General features: G+C 33.8%; 25 protein-coding genes and 2 pseudogenes. 18 read left to right on the forward strand and 9 right to left on the reverse strand.

From position 1 onward, the window contains the following. Positions 1-56: 56 nt before the first annotated feature. Positions 57-707 (forward strand): annotated as a pseudogene (locus HMPREF0528_RS02020) (SDR family oxidoreductase); the annotation flags it as partial. Positions 708-854: 147 nt separating this feature from the next. Here HMPREF0528_RS02020 and HMPREF0528_RS09165 read toward each other — a convergent pair. Beyond that, positions 855-1,019 (reverse strand): hypothetical protein, encoded by a 165-nt coding sequence (locus HMPREF0528_RS09165; RefSeq protein WP_004894412.1) that lies wholly within the window; start codon positions 1,017-1,019, stop codon positions 855-857. Between the two features lie 170 nt (positions 1,020-1,189). On the opposite strand from HMPREF0528_RS09165, the gene HMPREF0528_RS02025 reads away from it, so the two are divergent. From HMPREF0528_RS02025 to HMPREF0528_RS09365, 4 genes are all read left to right on the forward strand, one after another. Beyond that, positions 1,190-2,515 (forward strand): reverse transcriptase domain-containing protein, encoded by a 1,326-nt coding sequence (locus tag HMPREF0528_RS02025; RefSeq protein WP_004894414.1) that lies wholly within the window; start codon positions 1,190-1,192, stop codon positions 2,513-2,515. Between the two features lie 377 nt (positions 2,516-2,892). Next, on the forward strand, positions 2,893-3,810 hold the full coding sequence (locus HMPREF0528_RS02030) for a M48 family metallopeptidase (RefSeq protein WP_004894417.1): 918 nt from the start codon (positions 2,893-2,895) through the stop codon (positions 3,808-3,810). A 1,185-nt stretch (positions 3,811-4,995) separates the two neighbouring features. Then, the gene (locus tag HMPREF0528_RS09360; RefSeq protein ID WP_004894420.1) at positions 4,996-5,190 is read left to right on the forward strand and encodes a hypothetical protein; all 195 of its coding nucleotides are present in this window, start codon (positions 4,996-4,998) and stop codon (positions 5,188-5,190) included. Then, positions 5,187-5,429, forward strand: a complete 243-nt coding sequence (locus HMPREF0528_RS09365) for a hypothetical protein (RefSeq protein WP_004894422.1) — start codon at positions 5,187-5,189, stop codon at positions 5,427-5,429. Before HMPREF0528_RS09360 ends, HMPREF0528_RS09365 begins: the two co-directional genes overlap by 4 nt. Positions 5,430-5,494: 65 nt before the next feature. On the opposite strand, the gene HMPREF0528_RS02040 is transcribed toward HMPREF0528_RS09365, so the two are convergent. Next, positions 5,495-6,340, reverse strand: a complete 846-nt coding sequence (locus HMPREF0528_RS02040) for a hypothetical protein (RefSeq protein WP_004894424.1) — start codon at positions 6,338-6,340, stop codon at positions 5,495-5,497. Positions 6,341-6,491: 151 nt separating this feature from the next. On the opposite strand from HMPREF0528_RS02040, the gene HMPREF0528_RS02045 reads away from it, so the two are divergent. Next, positions 6,492-6,932 carry an 8-oxo-dGTP diphosphatase gene (locus HMPREF0528_RS02045; protein WP_004894427.1) on the forward strand — a complete coding sequence of 147 codons (441 nt, stop codon included), beginning with the start codon at positions 6,492-6,494 and terminating at the stop codon, positions 6,930-6,932. A gap of 29 nt (positions 6,933-6,961) precedes the next feature. On the opposite strand, the gene HMPREF0528_RS02050 is transcribed toward HMPREF0528_RS02045, so the two are convergent. Continuing rightward, positions 6,962-7,621 carry a hypothetical protein gene (locus tag HMPREF0528_RS02050; RefSeq protein WP_004894428.1) on the reverse strand — a complete coding sequence of 220 codons (660 nt, stop codon included), beginning with the start codon at positions 7,619-7,621 and terminating at the stop codon, positions 6,962-6,964. Between the two features lie 205 nt (positions 7,622-7,826). On the opposite strand from HMPREF0528_RS02050, the gene HMPREF0528_RS02055 reads away from it, so the two are divergent. The 3 genes from HMPREF0528_RS02055 to HMPREF0528_RS02065 all read left to right on the forward strand — a co-directional run bounded on the left by HMPREF0528_RS02055 (position 7,827) and on the right by HMPREF0528_RS02065 (position 9,771). Continuing rightward, positions 7,827-8,228, forward strand: a complete 402-nt coding sequence (locus HMPREF0528_RS02055; RefSeq protein ID WP_004894430.1) for a hypothetical protein — start codon at positions 7,827-7,829, stop codon at positions 8,226-8,228. Between the two features lie 88 nt (positions 8,229-8,316). Further along, positions 8,317-8,697: a DUF1828 domain-containing protein gene (locus HMPREF0528_RS02060; RefSeq protein ID WP_004894431.1), complete on the forward strand. Its 381-nt coding sequence runs from the start codon at positions 8,317-8,319 to the stop codon at positions 8,695-8,697. 222 nt (positions 8,698-8,919) lie between these two features. Then, on the forward strand, positions 8,920-9,771 hold the full coding sequence (locus tag HMPREF0528_RS02065; protein ID WP_004894433.1) for a Rib/alpha-like domain-containing protein: 852 nt from the start codon (positions 8,920-8,922) through the stop codon (positions 9,769-9,771). Between the two features lie 44 nt (positions 9,772-9,815). Here the strand turns inward: HMPREF0528_RS02065 and HMPREF0528_RS09660 are convergent, their stop codons facing one another. Together HMPREF0528_RS09660 and HMPREF0528_RS02070 are read right to left on the reverse strand one after the other, a co-directional pair. Further along, positions 9,816-9,944, reverse strand: coding sequence for an SPJ_0845 family protein (locus tag HMPREF0528_RS09660; protein ID WP_004894434.1), 129 nt, complete (start codon positions 9,942-9,944; stop codon positions 9,816-9,818). A 95-nt stretch (positions 9,945-10,039) separates the two neighbouring features. Then, the gene (locus HMPREF0528_RS02070; RefSeq protein WP_004894436.1) at positions 10,040-11,392 is read right to left on the reverse strand and encodes an APC family permease; all 1,353 of its coding nucleotides are present in this window, start codon (positions 11,390-11,392) and stop codon (positions 10,040-10,042) included. Between the two features lie 268 nt (positions 11,393-11,660). Here HMPREF0528_RS02070 and HMPREF0528_RS02075 point away from each other — a divergent pair. Continuing rightward, a pseudogene (locus HMPREF0528_RS02075) lies at positions 11,661-11,960 on the forward strand (NAD(P)H-binding protein); the annotation flags it as partial. Between the two features lie 28 nt (positions 11,961-11,988). Here HMPREF0528_RS02075 and HMPREF0528_RS02080 read toward each other — a convergent pair. The 3 genes from HMPREF0528_RS02080 to HMPREF0528_RS02090 form a co-directional block, all read right to left on the reverse strand. Beyond that, entirely contained in the window at positions 11,989-12,786 is a 798-nt protein-coding gene (locus HMPREF0528_RS02080; RefSeq protein ID WP_004894439.1) for a site-specific integrase, read from the reverse strand. 106 nt (positions 12,787-12,892) lie between these two features. After that, a complete protein-coding gene (locus tag HMPREF0528_RS02085; RefSeq protein ID WP_004894442.1) occupies positions 12,893-13,504 on the reverse strand; it encodes a DedA family protein in 612 nt (203 codons plus the stop codon). A 9-nt stretch (positions 13,505-13,513) separates the two neighbouring features. Next, positions 13,514-14,440: a nucleoside hydrolase gene (locus HMPREF0528_RS02090; protein WP_004894445.1), complete on the reverse strand. Its 927-nt coding sequence runs from the start codon at positions 14,438-14,440 to the stop codon at positions 13,514-13,516. A gap of 141 nt (positions 14,441-14,581) precedes the next feature. On the opposite strand from HMPREF0528_RS02090, the gene uvrC reads away from it, so the two are divergent. The 8 genes from uvrC (at position 14,582) to HMPREF0528_RS02130 (ending at position 23,744) form a co-directional block, all read left to right on the forward strand. Continuing rightward, entirely contained in the window at positions 14,582-16,384 is a 1,803-nt protein-coding gene (uvrC, locus tag HMPREF0528_RS02095; RefSeq protein WP_004894449.1) for an excinuclease ABC subunit UvrC, read from the forward strand. A 107-nt stretch (positions 16,385-16,491) separates the two neighbouring features. Beyond that, on the forward strand, positions 16,492-17,778 hold the full coding sequence (gene obgE / locus HMPREF0528_RS02100; protein WP_004894451.1) for a GTPase ObgE: 1,287 nt from the start codon (positions 16,492-16,494) through the stop codon (positions 17,776-17,778). Between the two features lie 29 nt (positions 17,779-17,807). After that, positions 17,808-19,733 (forward strand): acyltransferase family protein, encoded by a 1,926-nt coding sequence (locus HMPREF0528_RS02105; protein WP_034525067.1) that lies wholly within the window; start codon positions 17,808-17,810, stop codon positions 19,731-19,733. Positions 19,734-19,746: 13 nt separating this feature from the next. Further along, entirely contained in the window at positions 19,747-20,676 is a 930-nt protein-coding gene (gene rnz, locus HMPREF0528_RS02110; protein WP_004894456.1) for a ribonuclease Z, read from the forward strand. A gap of 4 nt (positions 20,677-20,680) precedes the next feature. Next, the gene (locus HMPREF0528_RS02115; RefSeq protein ID WP_004894457.1) at positions 20,681-21,475 is read left to right on the forward strand and encodes an SDR family NAD(P)-dependent oxidoreductase; all 795 of its coding nucleotides are present in this window, start codon (positions 20,681-20,683) and stop codon (positions 21,473-21,475) included. Between the two features lie 9 nt (positions 21,476-21,484). Continuing rightward, positions 21,485-21,811, forward strand: coding sequence for a lipopolysaccharide assembly protein LapA domain-containing protein (locus tag HMPREF0528_RS02120; protein ID WP_004897460.1), 327 nt, complete (start codon positions 21,485-21,487; stop codon positions 21,809-21,811). A 116-nt stretch (positions 21,812-21,927) separates the two neighbouring features. After that, positions 21,928-22,119 carry a 50S ribosomal protein L32 gene (rpmF, locus tag HMPREF0528_RS02125; RefSeq protein ID WP_004894461.1) on the forward strand — a complete coding sequence of 64 codons (192 nt, stop codon included), beginning with the start codon at positions 21,928-21,930 and terminating at the stop codon, positions 22,117-22,119. A 59-nt stretch (positions 22,120-22,178) separates the two neighbouring features. Further along, a complete protein-coding gene (locus tag HMPREF0528_RS02130) occupies positions 22,179-23,744 on the forward strand; it encodes a bifunctional metallophosphatase/5'-nucleotidase (protein WP_004894464.1) in 1,566 nt (521 codons plus the stop codon). Between the two features lie 57 nt (positions 23,745-23,801). On the opposite strand, the gene HMPREF0528_RS02135 is transcribed toward HMPREF0528_RS02130, so the two are convergent. Next, positions 23,802-24,002 (reverse strand): YjzD family protein, encoded by a 201-nt coding sequence (locus HMPREF0528_RS02135; RefSeq protein ID WP_012846275.1) that lies wholly within the window; start codon positions 24,000-24,002, stop codon positions 23,802-23,804. Between the last annotated feature and the right edge of the window lie 73 nt (positions 24,003-24,075).

The raw sequence follows: 24,075 nt of genomic DNA on the forward strand, positions 1-24,075 counted from the left end.
TCATAACTAAAAGTTTTGAATAGAGAATTCTTAGTGATGCAAAACGAATTGCATAAGATGCACCAATGGTTTACTTATCAACTGACTACGTCTTTGATGGTCAAGGAACTACTCCTTGGGAACCTGACTTCAAGGGTTACAAGCCATTAAATGTTTATGGTGAAACTAAGCTTGGCGGAGAAGAAGCTGTTGCTAATACTTTAGACAAGTACTTCATCGTTCGTATTGCTTGGGTATTTGGTGTAAATGGTTCTAACTTTATTAAGACAATGCTTAAAGTTGGTTCAAACCATGATGAAGTTAAAGTTGTTAGCGACCAAGTAGGTACACCAACTTATACTTTTGATTTAGCTCGCTTATTGGTAGACATGATTGAAACTGATAAGTACGGCTACTACCATGCAACTAATGCGGAATTACCAGCAAGTGAAGGCAACCATGACGAAAATGGTACTAAGACCGGCTATATTTCTTGGTACGATTTTACTAAAGAAATCTACCGTCAAGCAGGCTACAAGACTAAGGTAACTCCTGTAACTACTGAAGAATATGGTTTATCAAAGGCTGTTCGTCCATTTAACTCTCGCTTAGACAAGAGTAAGTTAGAAGAAAACGGCTTTAAGCCACTTCCAACTTGGCCGGACGCTATTAGCCGATACTTAGACATTTTAAAGGACGACGGCTTCTTTGATGAGTTGGGTAAGTAAGTTTTTAACTAAATAATACCGAATGAAAGGCTAAGCATTGTGCTTGGTCTTTTTTGATGGAAAAAGGGAAAACTGTAATCTTAAACAGAAATACTTGCTTGATAAAATTATTTTTTATTTATATTATATAATTGCGTTATGATGAAATTAGGCATAACGGAAAAGGATTGAAGTCAAGATCTTGGTCGAGAATTGATTAATAATAAATTCAATGCCAAGTTTGATGACTGAAGAATGTGTTTCTTGATCTAAGGTAATCCAGAAGACTTCCACAATTAATAGAAGAACTTGTAATCTTGGAGAAAGACTCATAACAATTCCTTTCGTCTTTATAATAACATGAAGATGCATGATATTACTGAGTAGTTGTAATTCATCTCAGTGTTTATCTGTCATGGATTATAAGATTTTTTACACAGTACCCACTGGTTAGGAACGCTACTCTCCGTTGCCAGTGGGTATCGTCATTTATTGGGGTAATTATGAATATTAATGAATGGTTTGAAGACCCAAAAGTATTTGAAAAGAGTAAAAGAGAATATGCACATTTTGATCTTCGAACTGATTTAGCTAAATGCAAGAAATATATTACTAATTCTAAAAATATTGAGCGACATGGTTTTTATCCGTTTATAAAATATGATCTTGAATATCATAAATATAATAGGGCGGAAGGAAGAAAAACAAAGAAGCGTACCATTTGTTATGCATCTCATATTGATAGTTGTATTTTTCAATATTATAGTTTTTTAATTAATAAAAAATATAATGCACGTCTAAAACAAGATGGCATTTACGAAGTGCCAATAGCATATCGAACAGATCTACATACAGATACTATTGCTGAATTTAGAAAAATGCATCAGTTCATGATTCAGCATCCTTCTTCTTATGTTATGATTGGCGATTTTACAAGCTTTTTTGACAAAATTGACCATCAATATTTAAAAGAGCGCTTATGTGATTTATTACAAGTCGATAAGCTTAATTCCGATTATTATGCGATATTTAAACGAATTACCAAATATGATTATTGGGATTTAACAGATCTCTATCGATTAAATAATCTTAATCCAAAGAAGAGAAAAGATAAGATTAAGATAAATTCTAAAGTAAGAATTCTCTCTCAAAGTGATTATAAGAAATATCGATCACACATTAGGCAACATCAAGACAATAAAGGAATTCCGCAAGGCTCATCAATTAGTGCATGTCTAGCAAATGTTTATATGTTAGAAATTGATCGGCTGATTAATGAATTTGTAGTTGCACGTGGCGGTATTTATAGAAAATACAGTGACGATTTTATAATTATCTTACCTATGGATACTAGTTCAACTGATGATATTGAAAAAATAATTCTAAAATTTGGAGCATTTAAAGATAAAGGTATTTTGGAATTACAACCAGAAAAGACGCAAGTTTATAAATTACAAGACCATTCAGTCGTGAATATCGGTCATCTTTTTACTCCGAGCTTGAATGAAAAGAACAAAACAATTAATTTTATTGGCTTTACTTTTGACGGTAATGCAATAAAAATACGCGAAAAAACAACAAGTAAATATTATTATCGAATGCATCATAAAGCTAAAGGTGTCGCTCATCAATATTATCGTAATAAGTATTACAAGGGTGCAGATAAGTTATATCAACTGTATTCTCCAAATGGTCAGTATGGAAAAGGTAATTATTTTACTTATTTAAGTAGAGTTCAGAATGCTTTCCCCAACCAATCTATTATGATTTCAGAGGATAGGATTATGACGAATATTAGGCTGACTTTGAAGAAAAATAGGTGGGGATAGGAGTAGAGATGCATTCTCAAAGGCTAGAATTGATTTTGAGAATTTAAGGGGATCATTTGTAAAAAGAAAAGAAAATATGATATCGCTAATTATGGGGAGAAAAAACTTTCCATTGGGATGGCAAAAATTTGGAATTAGTAATTAAGGTTTATTTGGCAGGTTAATATTTGTAGATAAAAAGATAGTCCTTTTGTTCAGTGGACTATCTTTTTAATATGGATAATTATGAAGAAATATTAATGTGCTTAGTTAGGATTTTATGACTTCCTTAGCTGTGGGAGGGTAGACTAAAAAACAAAATAATAAGAATAAATGTGCCTATTAACTTGTTTTTAAAAGAGGTAAAATGATTCTGAATAGTACTTGGAGTGAAAAGAATGCTTTATAAACAAATTGAACAGAATAAACGAAATACTTGGATTATTTTAGGTCTATACACCTTGTTGATACTAATAATAAGTATTTTTCTTGGGATGCTTTTTACAGTTTATATTGGAGGGTTATTCTTTGTTATAGGTTTGATTTACATTGCACACGTCTACTTTGATGCAACTCGCCATCTTATGAAAGTAACAAATGCTGTTGAAATCACTAAAGAAACAGAGCCCCAAATTTATGAATTAGTTGAAGAACTCTGTTTAGCCGGTGGGTTGCCAGTTCCAAAATTATATATTACTCCTGATCAGGCGCCAAATGCGTTTGCTACCGGACGCGATCCACAACATGCAAGTTTAGCTTTAACGCAAGGACTATTGAATATGATGAATAAAAAGGAAGTTCAAGGTGTCATTGGCCATGAACTTTCTCATATTCGAAACTATGATACTCGTATTACAGTTTTAGCCAGTGCGCTAACTAGTTTAATTACAATGACTGGTATAGGAATCGTTGTATTTGGATGGGGTGTATTAACTAGTGAGAGTAAAGGTTTGTTAGGTCTTCTCATCAAATTTTTTGCCTTATTTTTGATTATTGTAGGTGGAATTATTTCTATTATTGGAATTCCTATAGCAAAGTTGCTATTTTTACTAGTATCACGTCAGAGAGAATATTTAGCGGATATTGGTTCAGTTGATTTGACACGTGAACCAAGCGGCTTAATTTCTGCTCTGTCTAAACTTGAAAAGCTAGAAGAAGGAGAGAGTATTCCACAAATTGGATCACAAGATTTAGCCCTACAACATTTGTATTTTAATTTTCCGAGTGCTCATAATTGGATTAACCGCCTTTTCTCCGATCATCCACCTTTGGATAAAAGAATTGAACGCCTAGAAAATAGTAATCGGATAAAATAAGATAAGCACGACCAAATATCATGAGATGGTATTTGGTCTTTTTGTTGGGTTAAGCTGTAGGTTAAGCACTCTATTTTTTGTTGATAGAAACTAATGGAAAATGATATTATTTGAATTAGGGAATGGCATTATATCAGAGATCTTTTAGTGTATTCTCCACGTAAGTGGAGCTGCTTCTGATGCCCCCCAAGTATGAAGATTTCGCAGTGCCTTGGTGTTCTCCATGTTTGTGGAGGTAATCCCATGAAAAGTGGTGTTGGCAAAATTACTAACTCGTATTCTCCAGTAAATAAAAAATGCCACATCATTCAAAACATACTATATCTATACAATCCTACGTTAATCAGTTGAATGACTTGATAGCTCATATTAGTTGATTTATATAAAAAATATCAAGAGAGAAAAAATATGACACCATCAATTGACTAAAGGCCAATAGGATTTGCTACAATAAATGAAGGGACAAGTGAACGTAGTTTATTAGAAAGAAGAACAATGGCACTATGCTAAAAAAGTGATTCACGAGTCTACTATGAAAGTAAGAGATAGTTAGGTGAACGCGCATAGAGGTCAGATAGGTGTGGGTGCGAGCCCCATCTTGCTTGTCTTAAAGAAAACGATACTCAAACGAGTGTCGTTTTTATTTTTTGTTTTTTTCTCAAGGATAGGACTTAAATATTTAATAAAGATAATTCAAATCATCATCCCTAAATACATTAACTCTACTTGTTATGAAATAAAGCATTGATAAGGTATTTCTATTTGTTATACGGCTGTAAAATCATCACGTAAAGCAGGTTTAAAGCCTACTCTCATAACAGGCTAATCCGTAATTTGAAAACTAAATTCGTTATATAATCTGTATAATTTTTTAGGAGTATTAGGTTTAGTACTTCTGGAATTAGGAACAAGTGCTTGCTCTAGTCAAACAAACAATAGTAGCAGCAAACAAATACTAGTAAGTCAAAGAAGTCTGTCGAAAAGACAGATGAAAGCAGTAGTTAGAGTACAAAACGCTCTAAAAAAGATTTAAGTACAGCGGCTGACAATCAAGCTAATAATAGTAACAGTAACGAAGGTAAAGCTTATGGCGGAAATTTCCAAGATAGTAAGGGATATATCGCTATCAATAATGTAACCAACGTCACTGTTAAGAGTTCTAATGACGATGGCTACTATGCTCTAGTGCAAGGAACTTTCACTAATAATGCTAAAGAAAGCGTTGATCCAACATCTTACTTTAGTAACCACTTAAAAGTAATGGAGAAAGGTGGCAAAGCTACTCATGATCTTGTTTTGGTCACTACAGACATTGAAAATGAATTAACACCTTGGGGAAACCAGATTAAGGAAGGTCGTAAGAAGGTTGGCCTAATATGACCGGTAATTTTGTTATAGTATATAAATTAGATCCTGCAAATGGAGCTAAAACTAATGCAACCCATTATGTATTCGATCCTTACGATTCTAAATTTGGTAAATCATTAACTGTAAAAGTTTATGAGTCTAAGACCATTAAGAAATCTAGCGATAGTGCAAATAGCAATTCACATTCTGACGAAAGTACAGACATAAATTCAAGTGCCGATACAAGCAGTGATGCTGATACAGATGACTAATTAAATATTAAAAAACTGAGAACTATGAGGGTATTCATAATTCTCAGTTTTTTTATTAAGTAGCATTATTGTCCAATTAGTTGCTGGAAATCGCTAACTAGTTTTTGAAAAGTTGCATTTAAATTCTGCATAAATTCGTTTTGATTATTTTTCATTTGATCTAATAATGAATCGGCCTGATTTGGATTTTGTTTGATTTGGTCGATAGTAGAGCCCAATTGATCAATTTGATTTTGTAAGGCTTGATTATTAGCAGCATTATTTTTCAATTGTTCATTTTCCGTTTTGATTTGGTTTAATTGGTTTTGTAATTCTTCTTTATTTTGATCCTGCTTATAGGTATTGATAGCACTTTGCAACTCTTTATTTTGTTGCATTAATTGCTTGTTTTGTTCAGACAGATTATCTAATTTACTGTTAGTATTATTGAGGGCATTACTTTGAGCTTGCTCATTTTGAACCGTATCATTATGAGCCTGACAAGCTGAAATACCAAAGATGATGGCAATTAATAAAACAAGCACTCCAAGAACAATATATACTATCTTTTTCTTGCCTTTCTTTTTAGGACTAGCAGCTTTATTAGGAGAAGAAGTATATTGTGCTGTTTTTACTGGAGCTGGTTGAGGAGTAGGGGAAGAATCAACCATATTATTTTTATCTGTTACCCAGGCTTGAATTTTTTTGGTCCCATATTCGTTATTAGTGCCAATCGCTGTAATAATTACAGGATATACTCCTGCTTCAGACCGGTTAACGGCCTTTTTATTTATACTAAGATTATCATTTGAAATAAGATGGCCATTTTCTGTAACTGTAAGTTCCAATTGAGAGATTATTTCTTGATTGGTCAAATTCTGATTAAGAGGCCAGGTAATTGAGTCTACTCTGGTATTGATTTGTAATGTCATATCTAAATTCCTTTGAAAAACTTTAGTCTATTTAATTCGATTATACTAATAAAATTTACTTAGAGAAATTAATTAACAGCAGTAAAATAAAACTTAAACAATTATAAACTATATAAATAATATAATTAAAATTATGTAAAATGGAGAAGAAATGAAAAGATCAGAAAATGTGACTTTAACTAATATGTGTATGATAAAAGATAAAGATAAAATTTTAGTTCTAAATAGAACTGATCCAGTTTGGCCTGGTTTAACTTTTCCAGGCGGCCACGTCGAATCTCATGAAGCTTTTCATGATTCAGTGGTTAGAGAAATAAAAGAGGAGACGGGATTAGAAATTAAGGATCCGCGTTTAGTTGGAGTAAAGCAATTTTTTGACCATAATGATGAACGCTATCTTGTCTTTTTCTATATGGCTACTAAGTTTACTGGTATGTTAAAAGCTTCTGATGAAGGAGATTTAACTTGGATGACAAAGAAAGAAATAGAAAAATCAAAATTAGCATATAACTTTGATCATGATTTACCAATCTTTTTCGATGAAAAGTTAAGTGAACATATCTTAGATGGAGATAGAGATCAAACTTATTAAAAAAGACATTCGATTGAATGTCTTTTTTATTAGTCTTGAGTATTTTCAGTTGAACTAGTTGATTCAGATTCATTATTTTGACTAGCTGGCGTTTCTGTTTCCTTACTTGAACTTGAAGAAGACTCAGATGAAGCAGTAGAAGATGATGAAGTGTTTGAATTCTCAGAGTTTGAACTACGTGTAGCAGAAGTTTGAGTAGTTGCATTTGCATTACTGTTAGTAGTCCAGCTGTTATCAAAGTAATAGTTAGGTTGAGGATTATAATAACTATAATTGCGACGTGGAACAGTATAGAAAGAGGTACCAAAGTTAGATTTTGGTAGGGTACTGCTTGCTTTATGTTCATTACGTTGAATAGGTGTAGAAATACTTGATGAACTAGAACTTTGGCTTTCAGAACTAGATTGCTTTTCTTTATTTTGGAGACTATCTAGTTGATCATCCATCTTAATGTCTTCATCTTTTTTCTGCTCAGTCTTGTCTGATTTTTCTTTTTTATCGTCTTTATTTTTAGGTTTCTCTTTTTCAACTTTTTTATGAGATTGCCTATGAGAAGACTGAATAATGGCATAGTCTGCTGCAGAAGATTTATGTTTTGGCTCAACCAAGTTGTTACGACAACCTGTAAGTAATAAGAGACTACAACTTAAAGCACCAACGATTAACTTTTTCAAATTAATTTTCTCCATTTAAAACTTCTTTTTATTATAACCAAAATTATTAATATAAAACAGTAAAATTAAGTATTGATAAGAAGGGATTTGAAAATTAATATATTATTTTTCAAGTTTGGGAGTTTAAAGAACATATTTTTTCTAGAAAAGATATAATAGATATGTAGTGAATTAATTTGTTAAATTTATTTTTAGATAAAGATGTTAGGGGTCAGTTTCTATGGATGATCTTGAAGACGTTTTAATGAAATCTTTTAGAGAAGATAATGGCATTAGTTCGGCATTTTCAATTGAACCGGTTGATGATAATGAATATCGTGTTTCAACTAATGTGGTTGATGGCTTGAACGATACTATTCACTTTTATTTAGTTGTTTATCCTAACGGAACCTATGCCTTGAATGATCGCGTATTTACGGCACAAATGATTGATGATAATATCGGGGGTTTCGCAAGTATTGCCAGTGATGTGGCACGTTTAGCTAGTGAATTTGGTGTATTATTAGATGACCGCGGAGAACTAACACGTGACTATATTAAAGCTAGCGATCTTAGAAATGAAGTAAACAACTTTACTCAATTATTAAATCGTGTAGTTGAATTTGCCCAAATTCATAGATAATTTAATTACAAGAGAAGAAGCTGAAAGCAGAAGCTTCTTTTTTTTGGCCTAATTAAGTTATAATTTGAATAAAAACAAGGAGAGAACTATGAAAGATTCTGAAATAGAGTTAATTGGGCAAAATGCCATGAATTGGTTAAAAGAAAATATTCATTTTATAAAAGCCGGTTCAGATATTGAGGTAGCAACACCCTTAATTGGTGCATATGGGGACTTAGTATATTGCTGGATTGAAAAAGAAGATGATTACTACCGCATTACTGATGATGGGGGAACTTTATTTAAGCTTGATCCTGGTCAAGAAAATATGGATTTACTTGAAGAAGCAATGGATATTGTAATTGGAGCTGGTTTTGAATTTGATGAAGAGACTTTAGAAATTTACCAAGTGGTAGATCAAGATTATATCCCAGCTACACTTAACGATCTAACTCAATTACAGGTTGCTTTGACTTATTTAGCCAGCTGATAACTTTCCCATCATAATTAAGTTTTTAAGCATATGTTTTTTGTTTTTAAAATGCCTATGATATAAATAATTGTAAAAGCGCTAATAACGTGTATTTCTTAAAATATTACAAAGAATGTAAAAAATATCTTAATTTGTAACATTTTTGTAAAATTACGGTATAATAAAAATAAATAAAACAGCAAGCTTAAGTATAGCTTACCTTGCTGAGGAGCGTGAATTATGATGAGAAAAGTTAATAAGAGAAGTATCATTACAAGTTTGGGTGCAGCCGCAATGTTAGCATCTTTGAGTGTAGGTGGAACTGCTTTTGCAGCAAGTACTACAAGTACTGATAGTAGTACCGCAACTACTGATCAAGCCAAGAATTATCAAACCCAACTTGAAGAACATAAGAATTTACAAGCTTATACTAATCCATTAACTGTCCAAGCTTTAACTACTACTAAGGGTGTTTTACCTGATGCAACAAGTGGTATTTCTAATTGGAGTCAGGTTCCAGCTGGAACAGTAGCTGCTTGGGATAATAAGCCTGAAGTTAATAAGGCCGGAACTAGTTACGGAACAGTTTATGTTACTTTCCCAGATGGATCTAGATCAAGATTAGCAGTTTACGTAACAGTTAAAGATGGTGCAGCTAGTCAAAGTAGTGAGAATACAAACACTACTTCTTCAGATAAAAGCTCTTCAGCTGCGGTAGCATCAAAGTCAACTGCTAAGAACTCACAAGTAGAAGGTGAAGCTAAGACTTCTGCCAAAGACACTGATAATGATACTGAAAAGACAACTACTGTAGATAAAGCTGATAAAGATCAAGCAGCAAAATCCAGTTCTAAAGTTAACAAAGATGTAGTTGTGAAGGATTTAGGATCAACTACTATTACTGAAAAAAATGTTAGTATTGTAAGTAACTCAAAGGATAAGGACAAGAGTTCAAATCCAATTTCTGTTGCTACTCGCTTACCAGAAACTGTAGCTAAGGCTACGAATCCATTTGTAATAATTTGCGGTGCATTAATTGCAGCCGTAAGTGGTGCAGTAATTTGGAGTAAGAAATTAAAGAAGAGAAATTAATAGATAATAAAAGAGGTCGAAACTAATTGTTTCGACCTCTTATTTTATTTATCTTTATTTTTGTCCTTATCTTTGCTATTTTGAGCTTTTTTCTTTTTAGGATCATCTGGCAAGATAGCAAATTTATCAAGCATTTTTTCTAATTGATTATTTTTTTCAAAAGTTAAACCCATATCTATCTTTAGCTCCTTTAAATTAAGATAAGTGAATTATACCCTATAATTTTAACTAAAAAAAGTAAGCTACATCTTATAAGCAGCTCACTTTTTTAGTTTTTACGTCTTAATTTAGCTAAAAAGTCTTCATGTTCTTTTTCTAACTTTTCATCCTTATCAATAAAGAAATAGCAGGCAGCGGCAATCACTGCAACTACAGCCCCTAAGAGTAGGGTCTTAGGAGTAAAGTTAGTAACCATATAACAAGAAATAATCAAAGCAATAATTGGAATAGTGTATTTTCCAGGTAGTAAAAAACCGTGTGTTGGATATTCATTACTATGCTTAAATTTAATGACTGCTAAAATTGATGGCACATATTGAACAAAGGATGCTAAAACTGTACATGAGACAAGAAATAGGTAACTTTGAGTAGCTAAGGCTCCTGAAAGAACAGCAGTAAAAATAATACCAACCCAAGGAGCATCATGTTTATTTTTCTTACCAATCCATTTCGGAAGCATCCCATGTTCGGTAGCAAGGGATGCAATAAGTGAAGGAGTATTAAATGAAGCACTAAAAGCAACTCCAAAGATTGAAATTAACATTCCGACAATCATAAAAGCAAAACCCCATTGGCCAACACCAGTCTTTAGGGCACTTGCTAATGGATTAGAATAACTTCCTAGTTTTTGCCCACTTAAACCAATTGCAACTAAAAGCATCAAGCAATCTAGAATTGTTACACTAGTCATTACTGCAATTAAAACCCGTGGAATATTCTTTTCTGGATTATTCATTTGCTTTGCTGCAATTGGAATAAAGGAAAAGCCAGTAAATAAGTAAAAAATTGGTGTGAAGGCATCCCCAAAATGTTTAAAGAATGGTCCAACACCGGTTAAAGCTGCATGTGGAATTACCGGAGTAAAGTGAGCTTTCTTAATAAAGAAGGCCCCCACAATAATGAAGACGAGTAATGTAATAATCTTAGCTGCAGCTGAAATGTTATTAACAATTTTTACCCAAGATCTACCAAAGAAATTAATAATTGAAAACAGTAAGATTAAGAAGATAACTCCACTAATGTAGACTGCATTATTTTTAAAAATAGGTAAAAAACTCTTTAAGATGGTTAATAAAGCAACAACTTCAGCAGAAAGAGTTGTACATCCTAAAAACCAAGTAAAAATACCTAGTTCATAACCCGAAAAACGCCCAAAAGCATTATATGAATAAAGCCAAGCGGCTCCGGATTGTGTGAAACGGCTGGATAAGTCAGCATAGCATAAAGCAATCATGCTGACAGTGACAGCAGTACAGAGAAGAACAAGAATAGCTGTTAGATTCATGTAACGATAAATTACAGAAGGTAGCAGGAATGTCCCTGATCCAATGACTGCATTAATACCTAAGAAATAGATAGATATAAAGGAAAGTTTCTTAGGTACGGAACTTTTATTAGTCATATTTTTACCTCTCTATCTAATAATGTTCTCCTTTACCTATTATAGTGCTTTCGAATAGTAAATCTATACGAAATATTCAAAAAAGATAATAAAATTGATCTTAAGTAGTTGACTTATTAATGATAAGCAATACTATGAAATTGTAAGTGAAGATAGCTAGGTAAGGAGAAAATCATGACTGAGATTATTCAAATTTGTACTGTAGTCAAATAACTATGTAGAACTTTTCATTAAAATTATTGATTTTGTGATGCGAGGAAAATAAATTGGTGAATGGAATAAGAATATTTTAGTTTCTTACTTAACCACTTATAGAGCAGCGGCTGATAAAATTACAGAAAGTGATTTAGATTACACTATTATTAGACCAGCTTGGTTAACTAATAAAGATGAAGTAAGTTATGAAAAGACTGTTGGTGCTCAAACTCCATTTAAGGGAACCGAAGTGTCTCGCTTGAGTGTAGCAGACTATATAGTTAATATAATTGAAAATACAGCAGAGGATCTTAAGAGCAATGTTGGTTTAGATAAGCCTGGAACTGACGGTGATAAGCCAGCCTGGTATTAAATTTAATAATAAGAAAAAAGAACGGTTTTTAAACCGTTCTTTTTGGTGTAAAGGGAGCAAATTTAAGCTTATCTAGTTGATTGCGATAATAAGTTAAACTCTTACGATTACAATGTAGGATTTCCATTAATTTCAAGTCAGAGAGGCTAGGGTCATTTACTTTATAGTAAATGTAAGAAAGGCGAAGTTTTCCTGGAGTAAGATCAAAATTTAAAATATCCTTGTCTGGAGCAATTTTTCTAGTTAAAGAGGTTAAGGCAGAGATTTGTTTACCGGTCTTTGTTTGGAAAATAAGAGGATTCTCTTCAGTATTAGTCAGGAGAATAGAGCGATAACTTGAATTGTTAATACTTGAAATATTAGCCTTACTTAAATTAAGAAATTGTTTTGGGTCAAAGCCGTTAGCAATCAAAATTAAAACTTTTTTACAATCAAGACTAATTTCAGGCCAAGTTATAATTTCATCAATCTGATCAATCCAGTCAATGCAAATATGAGGGGTTCGATCAAAAGTATAGCCATGTAAATCGGTAAAAAGATAATTTTTAACTAATTGGTGGTCATAGAGAAAAGAAAAATATTTTTTTAAATGGGTAACATACTTATTAATCGTACTAATTGTTTTATTTTGATCTTGCTCTAAGTGGTCAATAAAGGCGCGGATATCTTGAGCAGAAACATTACTAACTTTAGGTTCTGAATTTGAATTTTGTAAAAAATAGTTCCAAAAATAATAGATCGATTGATTAATTGAAGTAATTGTTCGCGGCGCAAGATTTTGACTACTGCACCATTGATTAAAATTTTTTTCGTAGGGAAATAACATTTTTATACCTCATTAACAAAAATGTAATTGTTACTTTAACATATACTTGATTATAACAAAAAAAGTTGGCGAACTTCCAGTCCGCCAACCAGTCTACAGCAAAATTTTACTTCTTAATTCGAGATTTGTACCATTTAATTCCAAAGTAAATAAATAGAATTAGTAAAAGGACAATAATTACGATTGTGTAATCATCAAAGATTCTAACTACGACTTGCCAATTCTTTCCCATATAGTGTCCTAAACCAACTAATACACTATTCCAAACTAAACTGCCTAAAGTAGTCAAGACTAGAAATTTAGTCCAGCCGACATGGGCAATACCTGCGGGAATTGAGATTAAACTTCTAACAACAGGGATGCAACGTCCATAAAAAATGGCGCCAATTCCATGTTTGTCGAACCAATCAATGGCTTTTTGAGCATCATCTTTTTTAAATCCTAAAAGTTTAAATAACTTAGTTTCAAGTAATTTTTCAAGTCGTGGCAGTGTTAGATTACGACTTATTGAAAATAAAATAATCGCACCAATAATTGATCCTAAAGTTGAAGCTAGGATAACTCCGATTAGAGTTAATTTAGTTCCACTAACTAGGAATCCTCCAAGGGTCAAAATCACCTCTGAAGGAATAGGTGGAAAAATATTTTCAACGGCAATTAAAAGAATAATGGCAAGATAGCCGAAATTTTCGATAAAGTGTGTTAACCAAATTGTCATTTATATAATTTATTGTCTTTCTAAAATTTTATCTACTTTCTTAAAGAATAAATCTTTATCTGCTTTTGTTACTTCAGTAATTTCTTTTCCATTAAGGTCGATAAACATGCGACCACTTGCTAACCCTGATGTAATAACATTTGCTTTTACCTGACGTGTCTCAACAAGTTCAGGGTAGAGAGCTGACATAGTGGTTAAAACGTCCCACAAATATAGCTCTGCATTTGGAACAGAAATAATTAAGCTGTATCCTAAACCAACTAAGTCAATAGCTGGATACTTTCTTAAACTAGCCCAGTGCTGACGAAGTTCATCAGTTAAGGGAAGTTCTTCAGTACTTTCTAAGCCAACCATTTGAATTTTGAGATCTGAGTCTAGAACATGTTTCACTGCATCTGGATCCCAAAAGGCATTCCATTCTTGAGTGCCGTCAGCATCAACGCTAACTACGTTTCCATGTCCGTCTAGAGAGCCACCCATCCAGTAGACTTTTTCAATTTTTGATTGAATTGAAGCATCTTCATCTAATGCTCGAGCTAAATCCGTGATTGGACCAGTCATTACTAAGGTAACGGGACCATCTGCTTTTTTAATTTTATCAATCATATCTAGGTGAGCAGGCAACGCAGCTTCTGGGGTTTTAATTTCACCGCTCTCATTTAAGATTGGAAAGTAGTTAAATGAGTATGTTGCCATCCGCCACTCTTTTGGAAATTGATGAACAGCACGTGAATTAGAGCGAGCAACTTCTAATTTATCACCACGTAAATTGAATCTATCGACCATTTTCCGACAAGCTTCTACTGAGGGATCGATATATCCATCGCCATCAATGGCACTAATTCCAATGAGCTTAATATCAGGCGCTTGCAAGAGTAAAAGGAGTGAAACTAAATCATCGATGTTTCCATCATGATTAAAATAAATATTTTTCATTATTTGCAACCTTTCTTTTTAGCTATTTACTATTCTATAAGAAAATGAAGGATTGAGTAAACAAAAAAGTCATCTTACTTGGTTTTAAGAAGGAACGTGATAAAATACTATGGGAATTTTAATAGGAAGGAAAAATAATTTATGGCAACGGAACATATTGAAAATAAATTAAAACTTTTGCCCGATAAGCCAGGCTGCTACTTAATGAAAGATATTAATGGCAATGTGATTTATGTGGGAAAGTCTAAAAACTTAAAGAACCGCGTTCGTTCCTATTTTAAAAGTAAACAGGTGGGGAGACGTGCTGAACTTGTACGTGAAATACGTGATTTTGATATCATTACTGTCTCATCCGATAAGGAATCTTTTTTGTTAGAAATTACACTAATCAAAAAATATCAGCCTTACTATAATGTCCAATTAAAGCAAGGCACAGGCTATCCTTACATTGAAATTACTAATGAACGTGATCCGCAAACACGATTGACATCAATTGTTCATAAGGATCACGGTTACTATTTTGGACCTTATCCAAATGTTTATGCGGCGCAAGCAACTTTGAAATTTATTCAAAAAGTCTGGCCCCTAAGAAGATGTACCGGTCATCAAGGACGTCCCTGTCTTTACTATCACATGGGACAATGTTTGGGAGCTTGCTTTAAGGAGGTGCCAAAGAGTACTTATGATGCTCAGATTAGAAAGATAAAGCGATTTTTAAATGGAGACATCACCCAGGTTAAGCAAGATCTGACAGAAAAAATGACACAAGCTTCAATGGATCTAGAATTTGAACGTGCTGCTGAAATTAGGGATCAATTGAAATATATTGAACAAACTGTTGAGAAACAAAAGATTATTTCTAATGATCATACTCAACGGGATATCTTTAATTTTTACGTTGATAAATCTTGGATTTCAATCCAAATTTTCTTTTTAAGACAGGCTAAGTTATTACGTCGTGAAACAAGACTATTTCCTTTAACTGATACTAATGATCCACAAGATGCCTTTGTTTCCTTCATTGCTCAATTTTATGGACAGCGTAATCGTGTTTTACCAAAAGAAGTTTTAGTACCGGCTGGAATTGATAATGAATCTTTATCTGAAGTACTAAAGGTACCAGTAAGAACACCACAACGTGGTCAAAAGAAAGCCTTGTTAGAAATGGCTCATGACAATGCTAAGTTGAAATTAGATGAAAAATTCCGCCTCTTAGAACTCGGCAATCGTAAAACTAAGGGGGCACAAAAAGAAATTTTTGACGCTTTAGGGCTGCCGTATGGACATCGAATTGAAAGTTTTGACCACTCTCATATTCAGGGAGCTGATCCTGTTTCTGCTTTGGTAGTATTTACTGATGGTGAAGCTGATAAACATGAATATCGTAAATACAAATTAAAGGGTGAAGTTGAACATCAAAATGCGGCTGATGAAGTAGGAAACACCCGTGAAGTAGTTAGAAGACGATACAGTCGACTTTTAAAAGAACATAAAAAAATGCCAGATCTTATTTTAATGGATGGTGGTCAGATTCAAGTTGAAGCTTGTTTGGATGTGTTAAGAAATGAATTGAATGTAAACATTCCTGTTGCCGGAATGGTAAAGGATGATCATCACCGAACTAATCACTTGATTTTTGGTGATCCTACGAAGGGAGAAGAATTAAAGTTAATTCCTTTAGATCCAAAATCTGAGGGATTTTACTTAATGACTAGAATTCAGGATGAAGTTCACCGCTTTGCAATTACTTTTCATAGAAGAACTCATGCCAAAAATGCTCTTTCAAGTAAATTAGATGAAATTAAGGGCATTGGGCCAAAATCTAGAAATAAGCTCCTAAGAAAGTTCGGTTCTTTAAAGAAAATTAAAGAAGCATCAGTGGATGAATTAAGAGAAGCTGGTCTAACTCTTCCGCAAGCACAAACTGTAAAATTGAGTTTATAAATTAACCAATAAAAGACCTGATTTAATGGGGCTTGATATGGTATTATAGTTAAGAAACTTTAAGGAAATTTTTAATTATAAATTGATATATAAAGGAGGCGCACATAATGTTTGTCGACCAAACAAAAATAGATGTACAAGCAGGAAAGGGCGGCGACGGTGCCGTTGCTTTTCGACATGAAAAATATGTTCCACTTGGTGGACCAGCAGGTGGAGACGGAGGCCGCGGAGGCAGTATTATTTTAGTTGCTGACTCCGGCTTAAGAACCTTAATGGATTTCCGCTTTAGACGTAAGTTTAAGGCAGATAACGGTGAAAATGGTCGTATTAAATCACAATATGGCCGCGGAGCTAAAGACGTAAGATTAAAAGTTCCGATGGGAACAAGTGTCTATGATTTTAATACTGGCGAGCTTTTGGGCGACTTAGTTGAAAATGGTCAAGAATTGGTAGTAGCTCACGGAGGAAAAGGCGGTAGAGGTAATATTCACTTTGCCACTCCAACAAGAACCGCTCCAGAAATTGCCGAAAATGGTGAACCGGGAGAATTCCGTACTTTACGCTTGGAATTAAAGGTCTTAGCTGATGTAGGGCTAGTAGGATTCCCATCTGTTGGTAAGTCAACCTTGTTATCCGTTGTAACTAAGGCTAAGCCAAAGATTGCCGCTTATGAATTTACAACTTTAACTCCTAACTTAGGAATGGTTGTTCTTCCAGATGGTCGTGATTTTTCAATGGCTGACCTACCAGGATTAATTGAAGGTGCTTCAAAAGGTGTTGGACTTGGAATTCAATTCTTGCGTCATGTTGAACGTACAAAAGTAATCTTACACTTAGTTTCAATGGATCCAAACAATGGCCGTGATGCTTATGAAGACTATGAGACAATTCGTAAGGAATTAGCAGGCTACACTAAGGATTTAACTACCAAGAAAGAAATTATTGTAGCAACACAAATGGATATTCCTGGTAGTGAAGAAAAATTTGCGGAATTTAAGAAGAAACTAGGAGATAAAACTGTCTATCCTATTTCTAGTGTTACCCATAAAGGTGTTAGTGAACTAATGGGTAAGACCGCAGATCTTGTTGAAGAAGTTGCTAAAGAAGAAGCTGAAAAACCAGCAGAAATTAAAGTTGCCGAAAAAGAATATGTTTATAAGAAACCAGAAGATGAAGGCTTTAAGGTTGAAAGAACAGGCGAACACAGCTTTGTTGTTACAGGCAATAAGTTAGAGCGTCTTGTTCAAAGAACTAACCTTGACCATACTGATGGAATTATGCTTCTAGCTCGTAAATTAAAGCGCTTGGGTGTAGATGAAGCTTTAAGAGAAAATGGAGCAGTAACTGGCGACGATGTTTCAATAGCTGACTTTACTTTTGAATTTGTAGATTAGAAAATTTTAAAAAGTTGGGAGTAAGACTTTTGAATAAAAAGAACCGCTTTATTACAGGTTATGCCGGACTTCGTGCTCTAGCTGTTATTGGAGTAATTCTATATCACCTTAATCCAAACCAGTTCATGGGTGGATATTTAGGAGTACCAATATTTTTAGTATTATCGGGTTATTTAGTTACAGACCATATGTTTCATGCCTATGAGGAGCGGGGAGAGTATAATTTCAAATCTTTCTACATTAGACGAATCAAAAAATTATACCCTCAAATGATTACACTGTTGTGGGGATGTAGTGCCTATATCTTACTTTTTCAGCAGAATCTTCTAGCTAAGTTGAATCAAATAGTCGTTACTAATTTACTGAACGTCTATAACTTTTGGCAGATAAAGAATGGACAAAGTTATTTTGAACGATTTGCAGCTAATGAATCACCATTTGTTCATTTATGGACTATGTCAATTGAAGGTCAATTTTACATTATTTGGCCCCTAATAATCTTTTTGCTAGTTAAGTTCGCTAAAAATAAAAAAACAATTTTTTGGATTATTACAGCCTTAACTTTATTTTCTGCTTTAGAGATGGCATTTTTATTTAAACCAGGTGTTGATACAAGTAGAATTTACTATGGGACGGATACAAGATTCTTCTCTCTAGGTTTGGGGGCAATGCTAGCAGTTTTTTGGCCAACTTGGAAGTTAAATGCAAATCTAGAAAAAAGAAATCATTGGCTCTTAAATATTGTGGGAGCTATATCATTAGTAGCTATCTTACTAATGGCAACGAGTCCAATTTTTAATCCACAAAAAGCATTTGCTTATCGTGGAGGGATGTTCTTATTTTCACTAGTAACAACGATTTTTGTTGGAATCATTGCTCATCCAGGCAGTAGCTGGAACAAGTGGTTAACTAATCCAGTATTTAAATGGATTGGGTCACGTTCATATGGAATTTACTTGTATCAATTTCCAGTAATGATTTTCTTTGAAGATAAGGTTAAAGATATTGCCGATCATGTGGTTTTATATCATTCAATCGAAGTTATTTTAATTTTGATAATTGCTGAACTTAGTTATCGCTTTATTGAAAAACCATTTGGTCGAATTGATTGGGAAAAAGTTCGTCAATTCTTAACTAAGGCCTTAAATTTACGAGCAAAGCACTATCAAGCAAAGATACTTTTTGCAACAGGGATAATAGTTTTTATTCTAGGTAGTTTTGGAATTTTAAAAGCGCCAACTGTCAAAACGGAAAATCCAAATCACTCTCAACTAGCTAAGCAAATTAAATCAAATCGGAGTAAGCAGCTAAAGAGTAATAAAAAATTAATTAAGGAAGCTCAGTCTAGAAAGAAAAAAGCACCAACTTCAAAAGCAGATCTTATAAAACAAGCTAAGAAAGCAGCAGATACCAAACCAGTAAACAAAGACTTTGAAAAATACGGAATTTCTCAAGTTGATTTACAACTAGCACAAAAAATTCAGGTGACTGCAATTGGAGACTCAGTAATGGCTGGATCTAGCCAAAACTTACAAAAATTGATGCCACATTTAATTATTGATGCAGCTATTTCTAGACAATTGGGTGATACTATTCCACTTTTTGAACAATACAAAGCAAAGGGTGCTTTAAATGATAATGTGTTAATTGGCTTAGGAACAAACGGAGCCTTTGAACCAAAAGAACTTGATCACTTAATGCAAATTATTGGTCCAAAGAGACATGTTTTTTGGGTTAATACTCATGTGCCAACGCGTGATTGGCAAGATCAAGTTAATGGTGAACTAGATGCAGCAATGAAAAAATATCCAAACTTAACAATTATTAAGTGGCATGAGTTTGCTAGTAGTCATCCAGATTGGTTCTACGATGATCATACACATCCAACTCCAGAAGGATCGAAGTTTTATTGTGCCTATATAACTAAAGTTTTAGTTACTGAAGGAAAATATTAGAAATAGGGTTTTCATGGAAATACAATTTTTAGGAACAAGTGCGGGGCAACCATCAAAAAGTAGAAATGTTTCTTGTACCGCACTAAAGTTATTAGATGAATTAAATGAAGTATGGCTATTTGATGTGGGAGAAGCAACGCAGCATCAAATTTTAAAGACTAACATTAGACCTAGAAAAGTAACGCGAATCTTTATTTCACATACTCATGGTGACCATATTTTTGGACTTCCAGGTTTTCTCTCATCTCGTTCTTTTCAAGGCGATGGTGGTCCACTAACAATTTATGGACCAGCTGGTATTGAACAATTTGTACAAACTTCTCTAAGAGTTTCTAAAACTCGCGTATCATATCCGATTAAGTATGTGGTTTTAAAAGAAGATGGCTTAATTTTTGAAAATGATATTTTTGCGGTCTACACAGCTCGTTTAGATCACCGAGTACCGAGTTTTGGCTTTCGTGTAGTTGAAAAGCCACGTCCAGGTGAATTATTAATGGATAAAGTGGCAGAATACAATGTGCCTAATGGACCGCTTCTTGGTCAATTAAAGGCCGGAAAAACAATCACATTAAGTGATGGTCAAAAACTAGATGGACGTGATTTTCTTGGAAAAGAGCGTCCAGGACGAATTGTGACAATTATTTATGATACTCGGCCAACAAAAAATATTGGTGAATTAGCAGATAACGCCGATGTTCTAGTTCATGAATCAACATTTGATGGTGGAGAAGAAAAAATGGCCCATCGCTATTTCCATTCAACTTGCTTGGATGCAGCTCGAGTTGCTCGAGATCATAATGTTGGAGAGCTTTATTTAACTCACATTTCTGCTCGCTATACTGGAAGAGCGGGTAGACAATTAGAACATGATGCTAGAAAGATTTTTAAACATACTCACTTAGCTAATGATCTAGATAATTTTGAAATCACATTGAGGGGATAATAATATGAGTAATTCATTAAGGGATAAAGTCGTAGTAGTTACAGGAGCTTCTAGTGGTATTGGACGCTCAATTGCTTTAGAAAGTGCAAGTCGTGGTGCAACAGTTATTTTGATGGCACGTCATCAAGATAAGTTAGAAGAAATTGCCAACGAAGCACGTCAGCTTTCTGGAAATGAAGTATATGTATTTCCAACAGATATTAGCAAAGCTGATCAAATTGATCGTGCCTTTAATGAAATTGTTAGTCATGTTGACCATATTGATTATCTTGTCAATGCAGCGGGTTTTGGTGTCTTTAAAGAATTTTTAGAGACTTCACCTCAAGTGGTGACTGAAATGTTTCAAACCAATGTTTTAGGTTTGATGTACTTAACTCGTCTTGTTGCGCGTGTCATGATCGATCAAAAGCAAGGGCAAATTATTAATTTTGGCTCAATTGCTGGAATTGTACCAACTACTAAGACTGCAGCTTACAGTGCTAATAAGGCGGCTATTATTCAATTTTCAAATGTTTTACGTTTAGAATTGAAACCTTTTGGTGTTAAGGTCATGACAGTAAATCCTGGACCAGTTTATACTAATTTCTTTAATATTGCTGATGAAAGTGGTTCTTACGTGAATAATGTTCAACGTTTCATGCTTGATCCAGATGATGTAGCTTGGCAAGTAGTCCACTTCTTTGGTTCTAACCGTCGTGAATTGAATCTACCTCTAAGCTTAGCTACCTTAGCAAAGCTTTACCAAATTTTTCCTCGTATTGGTGACTGGGCAAGTCTAAAGTTTGCTAGCAGAAAGTAGGGAAGAATGATGAATAAGCAAAGAAATTTAGTAATTGGACTAATTATCGTTTTAGTGCTTGTGATTTTTGCATGCCTCAATACTGAACCAGTAGCAATTAATTTTGGCTTTTTCCAACCTAAAATGCCTTTAATCATCGTCTTAGTGATTATGCTTCTATTAGGTGCATTAGTATCACTTTTGATTGGTAAAGGTGAAAAAGTTTCTCCTGATGTCAAAAAAGCACTAGCAAAACAGAAGAAAGAATTAGATAATAAATATCGGAGTGAAATTGAATCTAGAGATAAACAAATAGCTGAATTAAAAAAAGTTAATAATTCTGAAGCTACAAAATAAGATTGGACTTGATTTATCAGCTCTTAGATTGTATCATTGAAATACGTGAGTATTTAGTGAATTTGTTTATTTAAAGGTTCGCAAGTCTCAATTCTATAAAAAAGGAGATCTAACTAATGGCAGTTCCTGCAAGAAAAACTTCTAAGCAAAAGAAACGTTCACGTCGTGGTCATATTAAATTAACCACACCAGCAATGCATTACGATGCTACTACTGGTGAATACCGTTTAAGCCACCGCGTTTCACCAAAGGGCTTTTACAAAGGCCGTCAAGTTGCTAACGAAAACAAGCAACAAAATAACGATTAATTAAAGACACCGTGGGGTGTCTTTTTTTATATAATTTTTGATTAAAGGAATAGGTATTAATGAAACTAGTTATTTTACACTCAAGTGATACGCATGGCTTTTTAATGCCAACTGATTATCAAGATAAAAACAATTATGATGCACCAATTTCACTTAGCCGGGTAAGCAGTGTCGTAAAAAGTGAAAAAGAAAAATACGGCGCAGATAATGTGTTAGTTACAGACAGTGGAGATTGTTTGCAAGGATCTCCTTTGGCTAGCTTTACACAAAAACTTCCTGAAGAAGAAGGATTACGTAAATTTACTGAAGCTTATAACGAAGTAGGCTATGATGCACGTGCATTAGGTAACCATGATTTTAATTATGGATTAGACTACTTGTCATATTACGTTGATAATAACCGTGCTCCATTTATTAATGATAATGTTTTAGATGCAGAAACTAATGTGCCTTTTTTTGGTAAAGAATACACTATTATTGAAAAGGCTGGTCTGAAAATAGGAATTATGGGAATCACTACCCAATATATTTCTCATTGGGAATCAGAAGATCATATCAAAGGATTAAAGTTTGTCTCTGGCTATGATGTACTTTCTAAATTAGCTAAGAAATTACGTCCACAAGTTGATATTCTTTGTGCTATGTATCATGGTGGCTTTGAAAGTGATCCTTTGACTGGAGAAGCAACTGAGCCACATACTGGCGAGAATGAAGGCTACAAGATTTTAACTGAAATTCCTGAAATTGATGTCTTTTTAACTGGACACCAACATCGTCGCTTAAACTTAGTTACTCGCGATACTGCAATTGTTCAACCCGGATATCGAGGAGAAGCTGTTGGTAAAGTAGTTATTGATTTTGACAAGGATGAAAAAGGCAAGGTCAAGATTAATGAGATGACTACTGAATTAATTGATAGTAAAGACTATGCTCCTGATCCAGCTATTGAAAAGATTGTTAAGAGCCTTGATGAAGAGACGCAAAAGTGGCTAGATCAACCAATTGCTCACTTATCTAAGCCTGCTCCAATTGAGGATGCCATTAAGGGTAGAATTGAGGGAGCTCCATTCATTAACCTTATCCAGCAAATGCAGCTTTGGTTTACTGGTGCAGATGTTTCAGCTACTGCAATTATGTCAGAATCAGCTCATGGATTTTCAAAGAATGTTACCATGAGAGAAGTTTTGCTTAATTATCCATACGCAAATCAGCTTTGCATTGTTAACCTTACCGGAAAAGAATTAAAGGAAATCATTGAATATTCAGCTGGTTTCTTAGAAAAAGATAAAGACGGTAAAATTGAATTTATCGATCGCTGGATTACACCAAAACCAATGCTATATCATTTTGATCTTTTCTATCCTGTTAAGTACGAAGCTGATTTATCTAAGCCAGTGGGTCAAAGATTGACTAAGGTGACTTTAGATGGTAAAGATCTTGAAGATGACAAGGTTTATAAGTTGGCCGTAAACAATTATCGTGCTCTAGGTGGAGGTTTCTATCCAGCTTACAGTATGGATAAAATTGAAAAGATTTTTGACCAAGATTATGTTCAAATGTTTAGTGAGTACTTAACTCATGACGATATTAAAGTAGATACAAGTAAGAATTATATATTTTACTAAGAAAAAAAGCTGTTTCAATTAAGAAACAGCTTTTTATAATATTCAAATTTAATTCAATTATAGTTTGCTATATTTACTTTTATCTTTGTAACTTTTGGCAGTAATGGCAGGAATGATAATTGCGAAGAGCAAGCCAAAGACTGCGCCAATAATCAAAGATTGCATAGGATTAAATTGCATCTGAGTTAGAGATGCAGCAATAAAACCGATAATTTCGCAAAAAATGCATGACCAAATCACTGTAATAATGTAGCGCATAATTTCTCCTTCTTTCGCTAGGTATCTTAGCAAAAATAAGATGTTTTAGCAAGCGAAGATAGTAGAATTTGCT

Source organism: Lactobacillus johnsonii ATCC 33200, from assembly GCF_000159355.1.
Taxonomy (GTDB): Bacteria; Bacillota; Bacilli; order Lactobacillales; family Lactobacillaceae; genus Lactobacillus; species Lactobacillus johnsonii.